Raw genomic sequence first — 13,403 nt, 5'->3', positions numbered from 1 at the left:
TAAAGAGGATTTTTAAGGAGTTTTTTGAAGCGCTTCCGCCCCGATAACGGCACTTAGGTTTTCACGGATTGTTTTCTTCCAGATCGCATAACCATCCGTACTGAGGTGTAGTCCGTCCTCCTCGAAAAGCGATTTACGCGGATATCCCTGGTAGTTAACCATCAGTGGAAACACATCGATGTAATGCTGGTTGGGGTCTTTTTCGGTTTCCTCATGAATCAGCTCGTTGGTCGTCCGGATCGAGCCTATAATCTCCCAACGCTGCAAACTCGGCTTGATAGACACAAAGAAGCACGGAATATCGCCAAAACGCCCACGGATAAGCCCAATGAGCTGCCGATAGAACAGCAACACCTCCATAGGATGGCGGCCGTCGCCGAGGTCGTTGTCGCCGGCATAAATCACGAAGCGCCGCGGGGCGGTTACGGAAGCCATGATACGTTCGAAAAACCAGACGCAAGCGGCAAGCGTGGAACCTCCAAAACCGAGGTTTATGGGCCTGATCTCTGCGAAGTCGTCGTACAGGCTGGTCCAGAGCGTAAAGCTGGAACTTCCGTAAAAGACCGTTTCGGGTTCGTAGTTTAACGTGGATCGTTCTTTTTCGACTCTTTGCACTTCCTCTTCGTACCAGACCATAGCTTCCTGTTTTTCTGTATCCCGCTGATTTTAGGTGTCTAACCGTAAAAATAAGCATGCCAGATTAACATACGGTTAAGTTAGGTTCATCACAATGAGAAAAACGCGTTTATAGTAACCGGTATGGGCGCGGACATCGAGAAATATAATTTTTTATAAATCGGTTACAACCAATATCGACGGCTGTGGTTCTCTGCATTATTACTTCAAAATACTATTGGCATGAAAAAGACGATTTTACTCGCATTGATGTGTATCGCGGCCATAGCCTGCGACAAAAAAGAAGATACCGCCCCTCAGCCCGAATTGAACGCGATCAGCGTTCCGTACCGCCAGGCCACCAAGGTTTCGGCTTCGGGAACCGATCTGAAAGTGGAGCTGAAAGAGGTGACCGACAGCCGGTGCCCTATAAATGCCAGTTGCGTATCGGCGGGAAGTGCGAAACTGGTGCTGACGGTGTCCGACGCGACGAGCGAGGTGGATGTGAGTGTGGAATTCGAGGGTGGTTCCAAAGACAATGCGCAGGAATTTCAGCTTGGTGGGGCTACTTATATACTATCCGTCAGCGAAGTGCTTCCTTATCCGGAGCTTCCAAAATCGCCCCGGCTGGAAGATTACAAAATCGGAGTATCCATCGAGAAAAAGTAATAGATTCAGATTTGGTGTGAAGTGCAGCAAAAGGAGCCAGGGTTGTCCTGGCTCCTTTTCTCATTTTTGGCCTGACATGTGCTCCCGATGCAATTTGTTCGTAACTTGAACATTTCAAAAGCCCATTAAACAGCCAATGAAGCATATTTTTTCGAGACGGGAGGCCCTGGCCGGACTGGCTGCGGCCGGTGCCGGATTAGCATTGAACCCGGTTTTTTCCTTCGCAAGCAACGATCTCAAAATGATATTGGAAAGAAAAATACCCTCAACCGGTGAGCGCCTGCCTGTGGTAGGCCTCGGTTCGTGGCAACAGTTCGATGTGGGAACAGCCGCCGCTGAACGTGCGCCTTTGAAAGAGGTTTTGAAAAAAATGCAGGAAATGGGAGGGAAAGTCATCGACGCCTCGCCTATGTACGGGCGCGCGGAGCAGGTGATCGGCGATCTGACTGCCGAATTGAAGCTGAACGACCGGTTTTTCTTCGCCACGAAGGTCTGGACAACCGGAAAGCAGGAGGGGATCGACCAAATGAATGCGTCGTTACGAAAATTGAAGCGCCAAACGATCGATCTGATGCAGGTACATAATTTGCAGGATTGGGAAACCCATTTGAAAACGCTCAAAGACTGGAAAGCAGCAGGCAAGATCCGTTACACAGGCATAACCCATTACACCGATGCCGCACATTCGAAATTGGAGCAGATCGTAAAATCGGAAAACGTCGATTTTGTACAATTCAATTATTCGATTCGCTCCCGCAATGCGGAAAAAAGCTTGCTGAAAGCTGCGAAAGACAAAGGCGTCGCCGTGATCATCAACGAGCCTTTCGAGCAGGGAGCGTTGTTCCGCGCCGTGAAAGGCAAAGAGTTGCCGGCCTGGGCGGGCGACTACGATATCCGGAGCTGGGCGCAGTTTTTCCTGAAATACATTATCAGCCACGACGCCGTCACCTGCGTAATTCCAGGTACTTCGGATGTGAAGCACCTGGTGGATAACCTGGGGGCGGGCGAGGGACGACTGCCCGACGAAGCCGGCCGCAAAAAAATGCGGGACTGGATGGCCGGTATTTAACTATTCCAATGCAAAGGCGACATACTGGTTGCCTTTTTTTGTGCCCAGCTTGGTACCTCCACAAGCGATCACCACATATTGCTTTCCATTGACCTCATAAGTAGCGGGCGTGGCAAATCCGGCGGCGGGTAACTGTGTTTCCCAAAGTAATTTCCCGGTCTTTTTATCAAAAGCCCTGAATTTGCCGTCTTTCGTTGCGGCAATGAAAAGCAGGCCGCTGGCAGTGACCACCGGGCCGCCGTAATTTTCAGTCCCGGTCGTCGGGACACCCTTCGCTTTCAGAGATTCGACCTCTCCGAAAGGTATTTTCCAGAGGAATTTTCCGGTGTTGAGATCAATCGCATTGAGTGTTCCCCACGGCGGGGAAATGGCCGGTAAGCCGTTCGCGTCGAGGAATTTGTTGTATCCTGTGCTCTGGTAAGGGAGGTATACTTTCCTGGAAACCGGCGTTTCCGAAACAGCCTCTGTCTTTTCATCTCCAAACAGGAATGCTACCAACGATTGTTTTTCCTCCGCTGTCAGCATGGTGAAGCCCGGCATCATACCTTTGCCTGTGGTTAGCAACTGGTTTACAAACGCTTTGTCGCGCCGAGCGCCGATATCGACCAGCGACGGGTAGCCGCTTTTCGCATTTCCTTTCCGCTGCGGGCCGTGGCAAGTTACGCAGTAAGTGGTATAAACCTTTTCCCCCGGACTGAGATTCGACAGCTCGCTTGCTTTCGGCGTTTCTTTCATCGTTAGTATCCAGGCCATTTCGTTGCTGTTCACATACAAAATGCCTTCGTCGGGATCAGCTGCGGCCCCACCCCATTCCGCCCCGCCATCGAAGCCCGGCAGGATCACCGTTCCTTCTTTGCTGGGAGCGGCGAAAAGCGCCTTTTTATATCCCCTGAATTTAATTTTAAGGGAATCACGGTCGGGTGCGTGTACGCTGATGTCGTTCTCTGTCAAAGCGTAGGCTTGCCGCGCGTAGGGTGCGGGTTTGGTCGGGACGGGCTGGGTAGGCCATGGATATTCGCCGGGCAATGCGTTTTGCGGAGCGGGCACTTCTTTAATAGGAAACAGCGGTTTACCCGTAACCCGATCGAACACAAACACATATCCCTGTTTGCTGATCTGCGCGACGGCATCGATCCTGCGTGGTTTGCCGTCGGGGCCGGTTTTTGTTACGGTGATGAGATTGGGTGGGGCCGGAAGATCGCGGTCCCAGAGGTCGTGGTGCATGGTCTGGTAATGCCACAGGCGCTTGCCCGTGCGGGCGTCGAGCGCGATAAGGCAGTTCGAAAAAAGGTTCATGCCTTTGCGTTTTCCACCGTAGAAATCGTAGCCCGCAGAGCCGGTAGGAACATACAATATACCCCTTTTGCGATCGACGGCCATGCCTGCCCAGTTGTTCGCAGCGCCCGTATAAGTGTTTTTGTAGGCATCCGGCGGGAAGGTTGCATAGCCAAACTCTCCCGGATAAGGAATGGTGTGGAATGTCCAGGCCAGCTTCCCCGTCCGCACATTGAAAGCCCGCAAGTCTCCGGGGGCGGCGTCCGATTCTTCCGAAAGCCGCAATGGCATGATAATCAGGTCCTCGAAGATTGTCCCCGGTGTGTTGGACACCATGTATTTATTTTTCGCGATTTCGGGCAAGCCGGTATGCAGATCTACCCGCCCTTTGTCCCCGAAGCTTTCTATAACCTTGCCTGTGCGTGCGTCGAGCGCGTACAAATAGGCGCCCATCGCATGCAGGATGCGCTTGTCGTCGCCGTCTTCCCAATAGGTAAGCCCACGGCTCGTATTGGACCCGTTTTTAGATTTATCCCCGAAGATCCACCGCTGCTTGCCCGTAGCAGCGTCCAGCGCAAAAGCCTGAACAGTAGCCGTGACGCCATAGAGTATGCCGTCGACCACAATCGGGTTCACCTGTGTTTGTCCCGAATCGGGCATGGAATAGCTCCACGCTACCCGCAGGTTTTTAACATTGTCTTTATTGATCTGCGTCAAAGGCGAGTAATGGTTGCGGTCGGGACCGCCGAGGTACTCGCGCCATTCGTGTTTGTCGTCTTTTCGCTCGGAAACGGTTTGTGCGCCTGCCAATAGCAAGCCGATGCCGCCTATGCACCAGGATAAGGGTTTTAGCATATTCAATTCTAAACCTGAGATTAAAAGGAGGAAACTATTCGAAACGGGCGTCGACGGTAATGCCGGGCCATGTATCGGTCCTGAATGCGCTGGCAGGAAACCCGTCGGCATTGTACAGGTTGGCATCCTCCGGTGCGTCCGACCACGCGTAGCGCACGGCCACGGGCTTGCTTACCTCCGGACTGAAAACAACCACCTTGTTGCCTTGAATCTCAGCCTTGGCATAATGGAAAACCCGGTCTTCCCCTGCGATTTCGAAGCCTTTCAGGTATCCGTACCGGTCTTTCACCGTCAGGCCGTTTTCAGCGTTTTTGAAGGAAATGATCGCTTTGCCGCCCTCGGTTCGCATCTGGTCGTAAAGCGGGGAGGCGTAGGGGATATTCAGGCCGTAGTCGTGTTTCAATGCGTTGGTGGCCAGGCGGTACGCTACGTCCTGCTTATTGGTGGGGTGAATGTCGTTGGGATTACCGACATCGGTGGTAACGGCCATGCCGGTTTTTGGCAGGCTTAATGTCCGATTTTGTGCTTCGCGAAGTTCTGCCCAGTTGCTGCCTTTGTTACTGTCGCGATCCGTGCCGAAGCTCGACAGCTGTACCCAGTAAAAAGAAAAATCGTCGTTCCAGCGCTTGCGCCAGTCGTTGATCATCAGCGGGAACGACTGCCGGTACTGGTACGCCCGGCCGGCATTGCTTTCACCCTGGTACCAGAGCGTTCCGCGGATCGCGAACGGTATCAGCGGTACGATCATCGCGTTGTAGATGGTCGTTCCGACATTGTTCATCAAATGCGCGTATTCGTGTTTTTCAGCAAATGCCGGCATCAGGTACCAGTCTTTGGCCAGACTGACTTTCCTGTTACCGTCGGTAATATACATATCGCCTGCCGAACCCATCATTCCGGGTCCAAACCACGGCGCGCTCACCATATTGCCGGTTTTGACGACGAGTACATTTTTGCCGTCCTTCCAGCCGTTGGCTGGTATTTCGATTTTTCGGGGACCTTTAACGGCGCCTTCGTGAACCAGTTTGCCATTGATGTATACTTCCACAGGCCCATCGTTTTCCGCCAGTGAGAGCGTCGTGGGTTTGGAAACCAGATCCGAGGGAAAATTGACCTCCTTGGCCATATAACCGTGGCCGCGAAAGCCCATCAGGCCTTTCCAATCCCATTGACCTACCGGATCCGCCGTTTTTTGCCAGTTTGTAAAATCCGCGTCGGGCGACAGGTATTTTCTTTCGTCCTCCCGGCCAGGATCGTAAGAAGCATTTTTGAATAGCTGTTTTTTCAGCTTTTTATCCATAATCATGTCGGCCTCTTCCCACGTTTTGGGCAAATTTTGAGCATAGAAGCGTAATTCCTCGTTGCCCAGCATCGCTTCCTTGCTAATCCAGCCTTCGATCTGCGAGCCGCCCCACGACGAATGCAGGATGCCAATGGGCACATTCAGTTTTTGATAAATTTCACGTGCGAAAAAGAAACCTACCGCGGTAAAGCCGCCGACGGTCTCCGCATTGGCGGGCTTCCACTCCCCTGTTTTCAGATCCTGCTCGGGCTGGAGCGTCACCAGGTGATCGACGCGAAAGTGGCGGATTTGTGGGAATTCGGCATTTTTTCGTTCATCCTCGTAGTTTTTAGCGGCGGATACAGGCCATTCCATGTTCGACTGGCCCGAGCAAAGCCATACTTCGCCGATCAGTACGTCGTTTGCCGTCGCATTGCCCGATTTGGCGGTTACCTGCAAAGTGTGTGGGCCGCCTGCTTCCAGCGGCCTGAAACTTACCTGCCATTTACCCGATGCGTCGGCTTTCGTGTCCATCGACTGCCCCGCGAGCGTAACTTTCACTTTTTCGCCGGGTTTTGCCCAGCCCCAGACAGGGATAGGCTTTTGGCGTTGCAGCACGACGTGGTCGGAAAAAAGCCGGGCGAACCTGACTTGCGCAAACGAAGAGGTCGCGCAGGTGAGAAGCAGCAGTAGAAGTACGCGTTTCATGGAAAGTAGAAGATAATTGAAGACTATTCATAAATGCCTTACTAAGGCAATTTCTACTGAAATCGGTGCCGCGTTAATGATTTCCTTGTTACTTTTAACAGCCATTTATAGTCATGATCTCAATTATTATTTGCTCGGTAAGCCGCGAAGAGCTTTTGACCGTTTCGGAAAACATCCGCAAAACGATCGGCGTGCCCCATGAAATCATCGCTTTCGATAACAACCAATTGCAGAAAGGGATTTGTGAAATCTACAATATGGGTGCAATGCAGGCAAAGTACGACGTGCTTTGCTTCATGCACGAGGACATTGAAATGCAGACTCTTGGGTGGGGGGAGAAGCTGGTGGAGCTGTTTAAAAATAATCCGGCCGTCGGACTCCTAGGAATTGCCGGAGGGGGGTATAAATCCCTGGCGCCTTCGAGTTGGTATAATTATCATTTGCAGGAGAACGGCGGTTTTTACTGTAACCTGATACAAGGTTACAAACACACTGGCCGAAACGACTCGTTGGATTATCAAAATCCACGTAATGAACTACTTTCACGCGTTGCCTGTGTTGACGGTTGTTGGTTTTGCGTGCGTAAGAGTGCTGCTTTAAAATATCCATTTGACGAAAAACTTCTAAAAGGATTTCATGGATACGACATCGATTTTTCTATTGCAATAAATCAGGAATTTCAAGTTGCCGTCACATTTGAAATCCTGCTAAGACACTTTTCGGAAGGTAATTTCAATAGAAAATGGATGGATGCCATTTGCAAAGTCCATAAAAAATGGGGGGCAGTTTTGCCACTGAATATTGACATGATTCCAGAAAGCCATTTGAAAAGGATTGAACGACACGCCTATGAAGTTTTTCTTCAAGAGCAAATAGATAATGATTGGTATCCGAAATGGTATTTGATCAAACTCATATGGAGCACAAGGCGCTCGCGGATTGCTACTCTTTCATTTCCTTATAAATTGATGATTAGGTTGTTGAAAATGAAGAAATAATGAGAATAGCTTTTCCACAACGAACAATTGGTCTGCTATTTTCCGACCAGCCCTTCGTTGTGGAAAAGCTTCAACAGTTGTGACTGTCACAGTTGGGTTTAGAACAGGCTTTACCCTGCACGTTTACCACAAGACCAGACCTGGTCCGCCATTGGTGTAAGCATAGTTGTAACCGTTTGCCGAGATCATTTTGCTTTCTATAAAGCCCTGAACATTAACATTCCAAGTCCCATACGCAGTTGAGCCATTATTTATTAATCCTATAACTCGTTCCTCAGGATTCGTCGTGGTTTGCGAGTTACTATACGTTTCAGAATAAAGTCCGTAAACGTTATTGTAATTGCCGGTGACAGTAACCGAATGATTTTGGGTTCTAGGCTCGCCTGCGGCATACCAATTCCCACTTCCGCTCAGGTAGTCCATTTTAAAGCGTAGAATAAGTCTATGTTGAATTGTTCCTCCAACATTTGCGCCGCGGTGCCCAAACAGCTCATGGATATACCGTCTCGTTTGATTGGCGCCTGGATCAGGAGATTGAATGTAGAATCGGTACTCGTAGAAATTAGACCCATTTCCCGGAAGTGATATTTGAGTTGTTTTACCGTTTGGTATTCCAGTGTTTATATCTGTGATGCCGTAGGTATCGCGGCGGACAGCTGTGATATCAATGTCATTTTCATCAATGGCAGACAATAACCTTCGTTTATTGACGGGTACCTCATACTGATATTGCTTGTCAAAGCGAACCAAATGTCCACTGATCACAACTATTCCCGCGTTATTTACTAAGTGGAGATAGTCGTTTGTTAATTTTTCAAATAGGTATTTTCTTTCAAAGGATGCATTGTTTAATTGTCCAATCGCTAGCTTAGTGGAATACTTTTGTAAATGAAGCTCCTGAATTTCGCATCTTCGTTAATCTTATTTTGATAGTTAGCTAGGATATCTAAATTCTCAAAATTCATTTCTTGACCATCAAAAGTTACTTTGCCTGCTTAGTCTTGATAGACTAATTCAGGCTGGGGTTGTTCAGAAGAATCGATTAAGGATTCTTCCTTTTCGCACGATGTAAGAATTAATGGAGTTGCCAGAAATGCAGCCCAAATAAATTGTCGCAATACCTTCATAACAGATTATGTTAAAATTAAACATTAAAACTATCGCTGAAAGATAGTTCGAATATTCGATAAGGTCTCGGTCGAATCATTTTTTTTTTGATAGTTATTACTACGCTTGGAAAAATATTTTGGCGAAGATTGAACGATCATTTTAATAGAGATATGCTGGTTTATTGGTTCAGTGCCAGCCGCGTTTACTAATTCTTTTTCCTAATTTTGTGCAACTCTTTGTTGAATTTTCTGAGCCGGTTCAAATAAGAAAAGAAACTACGCCCCTCCCACTTATACTCATAGTAAAAGCGCTCTCTGCTGGTCAATTGAAGTTGTTCAGTCGCCGTTTTGGTTTTCAAAGTTCGGCTTTCGAGGTGATCTACGATGGACGAAGTGACCAATGCATGTTTTAAATGGTGCTTTTGAAGCGTATTTCCATAGTCGTTGTCGGCATACCAGAACTTGAATGCGGGGTCGAGTTTGCCGGTGATTTTAAGCATATCCCTTTTAAAGAAAATGCACCAGCCGACAAGCTCCCTGCGCACTTCGTAACCGTAATGCAGGCCGCTGTTTAATGCCACACCATGCTCTGGATGGTGGATACTGCATGCGGGGCAGGCGCTCCAGAGCGAGGGGTCGGTTTCAAATGCCCGGAGGATCTCGGTAGCCCAGTTCGGATGGAACAGCAAATCGTTGTTGCAAATGCACACCCAGGGCGCTTTCGTCATGCCGATGCCGATATTCATATACCGGTGGTAACCAAAACGTTGCCACGGGTATACCGTTTGTGTGCCTACGTATTGATAGGGTTTCAGCTCCTTGTTAGATTCGATAACTACTATATTGAACCTGATCTTTTGCGGGTCTTCCGATTTCAGAAGGGTGTCGATCCCGTCGAGCGTCACTTTTTTTAGCTCTTCGTTACGGGCGTAACTTAATATGATAATGTCGATTTCAATGGGCAACATTTTACCTCCCTTTTTTGAACAGCGCTTTCCGCTTGTAATTCAATGATTTGAAATAATATGAAATGAATGTCTTCCTATCCACAAGGCCCGAGAGTAACTTCATTTGCTCAGGGCTCAACAGGTTGGCGTGGTACATCATGTATTTGTACAGCTTTTGGGTGCTGGCGGCATTCCGGTCAAGTAATTTCTGTTTTTCTTCCTGACTGAGGAACGATGACTTGTTTACGGCTTCCACGATCCGCTTCCGGAATTCCAGCTCCCCGGCCTGCATAATCTGGATGTTCCTGCTCGTGTTCCGTGCATGGATGCGTATGAGTGTGCGGGCGTTCTCGTTGTCCACGAACGTATAACGCGCACCATGGATCGCGCACAGGAACCAGAACTCCCAGTCCTCGGTATAATTGCTGAACTCGGGAAACCCGTTTACCTTCTCGACTATCGCTCTCCGCAGAACGGGACTGCTCACCACTGCAATATTCGAATAAACCAATGTATTTACAGCCTCATAACCCCGTGCATCGATTTTCGGAAGCCAGTTGTGATGGTTCATTTCATAGTCAGGATAGAAGATATCGGGCTTGTCCGTTTCGAAGTACAGATGGTCGGTGTAAGCAATGTCGACATCGGGATTGTGTTCCAGAAAATCGACCTGTATGGCCAACTTGTCAGCGCTCAGCAGGTCGTCGGCGTCGAGATACTGAATATATTTTCCTTTCGAATGCCTGAAACCCCGGTTACGGGCTATGGAAACGCCGCTATTGGTTTGCCGGATGTATTGAATGCGACTATCGCGGGCAGCGAATCTGGCCACTACCTCGCCGGTATTGTCCGACGAACCGTCGTCGACTACCAGCGCCTCCCATTCCTGGAAATTTTGCGCCAAAAGATTTTCAAGGGTTTCCCCGATCACAAAACCGTAGTTGTAGGATGGAATGATGATACTGACTATTGCACTCATAGGAGTTTTTTTGCTTTACTACCCCAAATTTTTCTAACGATATAGAAAAGCTTGCTGACAGGGGATTTTTTCAAAAGGCTTAGCAGGGTGTGGCGGTGTTGCCAGATAACGATCCCATATCGCGGCTCTGCGAACGAACGGTTGCGTGATTCGCTCAGGGCCGCAAGCCGAACAAGCAACTGGCGGCTATTTCCCGTTGCCTTTTCGGCACATTTGGCTATCCAGATGGCTTCTCTTTCGAGCTCGGCCAGTTTCATATCACGACTACGAGCGCTTTTACGCCGTGCAAGAATATCAGTCGTATTGTGCTGGTGTTGCCGGTACTGCACAAGCACTCTTTCTACGAAGTCCACAGACCCTGTGCTGGCGGCTACAAACGCGAGCCATTGATCATAATGGAAGTTCGAAGGGAAGGGTAATGCTTTGGCTACCAAGTCGTTTTTCATCAGAATGCTGTGTCCCGACACGCAATTCAAATACAGGAATGCCTCCGGCGACGATCCGCGGTAAAAATTGAACTTGTCTGAAATTTTAAGATTCATGGAGCTGCCTGCCGCGTCGATAAGCTCCGAGTCGTGGTAAACCAGCAAGCTGTTCCCGATCGCGTCCAGCTGGAATTTCAGTTTGTCGGGATGCCACACGTCGTCCTGGTCGCAAATGGCGATGTATTCGCCCTCGCAGAGGTTCAGGGCCTTCTGGAAATTTCCGTTATAGCCCAGGTTTTTCTCGTTTCTGAAAAGCTTGAAACGTCCGTCCACGGCTGCGTAGTCGTTCAGGACTTCCCAGGTATGGTCGGTCGATCCGTCGTCCACGGCTATCACCTCCCAGCTGTCAATGCTTTGGGCGATGATCGAATCGAGTTGGGCGCGCAGGAACTGTTCGCCGTTATAGGTGCATAATGCGATCGATATCTTTGCGGTATCCGTCATTTACGCTTCCGAGAACGTCTGCATGTCGATCAGCCGCTTGTACAGCCCGTCGCGTGCGATGAGTTCGGCATGGTTGCCTTGTTCGATGATCTTACCTTCTTCCAGGACCAGTATGGTATCCGCGTTCTGGATCGTGCTCAGCCGGTGCGCGATGACGAGCGAAGTCCGGTTTTTCATGAGATTATTCAATGCTTCCTGAACCAGTTTTTCGGACTCGGTATCCAGGGCGGAAGTCGCTTCGTCGAGCAGCATGATCGGCGGGTTTTTCAGAACGGCCCTGGCAATGCAGATCCGCTGTTTTTGCCCGCCCGACAGTTTCATACCCCGGTCTCCGATATTGCTGAAATAGCCGTCCTCGGTTTCCATAATAAAGTCGTGCGCATTGGCGATCCGCGCCGCGGCTTCCACTTGCTCCATCGTTGCATTAGGGCTTCCGAACGCGATATTCTGGTAAATGGTATCGTTAAAAAGCAGTGATTCCTGGTTTACGAGCCCGAACATCGACCACAACGATTCCTGTTTAATCTTCCTGACGTCGACGCCGTCGATCAGGACCCGTCCTTCCTGGGTATCGATAAATCTGGGCAGAAGGTCCATCAACGTAGATTTTCCCCCACCCGAAGGCCCTACGAGCGCCACTGTTTTTCCTTTCGGAATGGTCACATTGATGGATTTGAGCACCGGCCGCGAAGGGTAAGAGAACGACACGTTTTCCAGACGGATCGACTCTTTGAAATCTTTCATATCGATCGCATCCGGCGCGTCCTGTATTTCCGGCTTCTCGTCGATCAGTTCGAGCACACGCTCGCCGGCGGCAATACCTGCGTGAATGGTGCTGAACGAGTCGGTAAGCGCTTTCGCCGGGCGCATTACCTGCGAGAAAATGCCGATGTAAGCCACAAATTTCGAAACATCCAGGTCGGAGTTGTTATCGATGATCAGCGAGCCGCCGTACAAAACGATGATCGCCACCATGGTTACCCCGAGGAACTCGGAAATGGGCGAACTGAGTTGCTGGCGCTTCGCCATTTTTCGCCCGAGGTCGGAATAACGGATATTTTCCTTGTGGAATTTGTCCTTGATGTCCTCTGTCGCATTGAAAGCCTTGATGATCTTGATGCCCGTAAGCGCCTCATCGAGGTAGCTGATCATCAACCCGAAATAATGCTGCGCGAGGGCTGCCTGTTCTTTGAGCCTTTTGACGATTTTGGAAATGAGGAACGCCGACACCGGGATGACCAGAATCGCAAAGAAGGTAAGCTTCGCCGACGTGGCAAAAAGCATGAATACGTAAGCCAGCAGTTGCATGGGTTCTTTAAAAACCACCTGCAAAGTACTGGTTACCGAGAACTGTACGACCTGTACGTCGGATGCGATTTTTGAAATGATGTCCCCTTTGCGCTGGTTGCTGAAATAGCCGACATGGAGGTTCATCACGTTGTCGAAAACTTTTTTGCGGAGGTTCAGCAAAGTGTGGATCCGGAGATTTTCCATGATCCGTTGCGAAAAGTATTTGAAGATATTCGAAAGCAGTACGGACACCACGATCACCGCGCAGACGACCTGCAATGCACCGTGCGGGCCGAAAGTGAGGTTGGCCTCCTGGGCGTAGTAATTAAGCATTCCCGTAGGATCGAGCCAGCCGTCGTGGGGCCTGGGGATTATTTTCCCGCCCTGGTTACTGAACAACGTGCTGAGGAGCGGAGCCAGAAGGGCCAGGTTCAAAGTATTGAAAATAACTCCCAGAACGGTGCAAAGAATATAGGGGATGGCAAATCGGGCAATCGGTTGTGCAAAAGATAATAATCTGAGGTACGTTTTCATTCTTAAATAATGGCATACTCGCCGCATGCCGGAAGGTAAAAAGCCGGTAGCCGGACTTTTGGAATTAACGCGCAAATTACGCTTATCTGGCGAAAGAACTGCCCGCAATGGCAATTAATTCCAAAATGCAGCCCCGGTGACTAC

Annotated in this window: 11 protein-coding genes; 3 read left to right on the top strand and 8 right to left on the bottom strand. The window is 49.6% G+C overall.

The window, feature by feature from the left end; genetic code table 11:
• Positions 1-12 precede the first annotated feature (12 nt).
• A complete protein-coding gene (locus ABV298_RS01975) occupies positions 13-636 on the bottom strand; it encodes a GDSL-type esterase/lipase family protein (protein ID WP_353720528.1) in 624 nt (207 codons plus the stop codon).
• 222 nt (positions 637-858) lie between these two features.
• On the opposite strand from ABV298_RS01975, the gene ABV298_RS01970 reads away from it, so the two are divergent.
• Complete coding sequence (locus ABV298_RS01970; RefSeq protein ID WP_353720527.1) at positions 859-1,284, top strand: hypothetical protein; 426 nt, start codon at positions 859-861, stop codon at positions 1,282-1,284.
• Between the two features lie 136 nt (positions 1,285-1,420).
• On the top strand, positions 1,421-2,353 hold the full coding sequence (locus ABV298_RS01965) for an aldo/keto reductase (protein WP_353720526.1): 933 nt from the start codon (positions 1,421-1,423) through the stop codon (positions 2,351-2,353).
• On the opposite strand, the gene ABV298_RS01960 is transcribed toward ABV298_RS01965, so the two are convergent.
• Positions 2,354-4,483: a PQQ-binding-like beta-propeller repeat protein gene (locus ABV298_RS01960; protein WP_353720525.1), complete on the bottom strand. Its 2,130-nt coding sequence runs from the start codon at positions 4,481-4,483 to the stop codon at positions 2,354-2,356. It lies immediately after the preceding gene.
• Positions 4,484-4,517: 34 nt separating this feature from the next.
• A complete protein-coding gene (locus ABV298_RS01955; protein WP_353720524.1) occupies positions 4,518-6,473 on the bottom strand; it encodes a sialate O-acetylesterase in 1,956 nt (651 codons plus the stop codon).
• A gap of 113 nt (positions 6,474-6,586) precedes the next feature.
• Between ABV298_RS01955 and ABV298_RS01950 the strand changes: the two genes are divergently transcribed.
• The gene (locus ABV298_RS01950) at positions 6,587-7,471 is read left to right on the top strand and encodes a glycosyltransferase (protein ID WP_353720523.1); all 885 of its coding nucleotides are present in this window, start codon (positions 6,587-6,589) and stop codon (positions 7,469-7,471) included.
• Between the two features lie 123 nt (positions 7,472-7,594).
• On the opposite strand, the gene ABV298_RS01945 is transcribed toward ABV298_RS01950, so the two are convergent.
• The 5 genes from ABV298_RS01945 to ABV298_RS01925 all read right to left on the bottom strand — a co-directional run bounded on the left by ABV298_RS01945 (position 7,595) and on the right by ABV298_RS01925 (position 13,259).
• Complete coding sequence (locus ABV298_RS01945) at positions 7,595-8,236, bottom strand: hypothetical protein (RefSeq protein WP_353720522.1); 642 nt, start codon at positions 8,234-8,236, stop codon at positions 7,595-7,597.
• Between the two features lie 550 nt (positions 8,237-8,786).
• Positions 8,787-9,548: a glycosyltransferase gene (locus ABV298_RS01940; RefSeq protein ID WP_353720521.1), complete on the bottom strand. Its 762-nt coding sequence runs from the start codon at positions 9,546-9,548 to the stop codon at positions 8,787-8,789.
• A gap of 1 nt (position 9,549) precedes the next feature.
• Entirely contained in the window at positions 9,550-10,506 is a 957-nt protein-coding gene (locus ABV298_RS01935) for a glycosyltransferase family 2 protein (protein ID WP_353720520.1), read from the bottom strand.
• A complete protein-coding gene (locus tag ABV298_RS01930) occupies positions 10,503-11,435 on the bottom strand; it encodes a glycosyltransferase family 2 protein (RefSeq protein ID WP_353720519.1) in 933 nt (310 codons plus the stop codon). The genes ABV298_RS01935 and ABV298_RS01930 overlap by 4 nt, the downstream gene beginning before the upstream one ends.
• Complete coding sequence (locus ABV298_RS01925) at positions 11,436-13,259, bottom strand: ABC transporter ATP-binding protein (protein ID WP_353720518.1); 1,824 nt, start codon at positions 13,257-13,259, stop codon at positions 11,436-11,438.
• Positions 13,260-13,403 lie beyond the last annotated feature (144 nt).

It is taken from the genome of Dyadobacter sp. 676 (genome assembly GCF_040448675.1).
In the GTDB taxonomy this organism is placed as follows: domain Bacteria; phylum Bacteroidota; class Bacteroidia; order Cytophagales; family Spirosomataceae; genus Dyadobacter.
This window is presented reverse-complemented; position numbering and strand designations above follow the sequence as displayed.

What these genes read in the sequence shown, in the direction of transcription:
- ABV298_RS01955 (WP_353720524.1), bottom strand. Translation starts at nt 6,473, where the DNA reads ATGAAACGCGTACTTCTACTGCTGCTTCTCACCTGCGCGACCTCTTCG.
- ABV298_RS01925 (WP_353720518.1), bottom strand. Translation starts at nt 13,259, where the DNA reads ATGAAAACGTACCTCAGATTATTATCTTTTGCACAACCGATTGCCCGA.
- ABV298_RS01960 (WP_353720525.1), bottom strand. Translation starts at nt 4,483, where the DNA reads ATGCTAAAACCCTTATCCTGGTGCATAGGCGGCATCGGCTTGCTATTG.
- ABV298_RS01935 (WP_353720520.1), bottom strand. Translation starts at nt 10,506, where the DNA reads ATGAGTGCAATAGTCAGTATCATCATTCCATCCTACAACTACGGTTTT.
- ABV298_RS01970 (WP_353720527.1), top strand. Translation starts at nt 859, where the DNA reads ATGAAAAAGACGATTTTACTCGCATTGATGTGTATCGCGGCCATAGCC.
- ABV298_RS01965 (WP_353720526.1), top strand. Translation starts at nt 1,421, where the DNA reads ATGAAGCATATTTTTTCGAGACGGGAGGCCCTGGCCGGACTGGCTGCG.
- ABV298_RS01975 (WP_353720528.1), bottom strand. Translation starts at nt 636, where the DNA reads ATGGTCTGGTACGAAGAGGAAGTGCAAAGAGTCGAAAAAGAACGATCC.
- ABV298_RS01950 (WP_353720523.1), top strand. Translation starts at nt 6,587, where the DNA reads ATGATCTCAATTATTATTTGCTCGGTAAGCCGCGAAGAGCTTTTGACC.
- ABV298_RS01930 (WP_353720519.1), bottom strand. Translation starts at nt 11,435, where the DNA reads ATGACGGATACCGCAAAGATATCGATCGCATTATGCACCTATAACGGC.
- ABV298_RS01940 (WP_353720521.1), bottom strand. Translation starts at nt 9,548, where the DNA reads ATGTTGCCCATTGAAATCGACATTATCATATTAAGTTACGCCCGTAAC.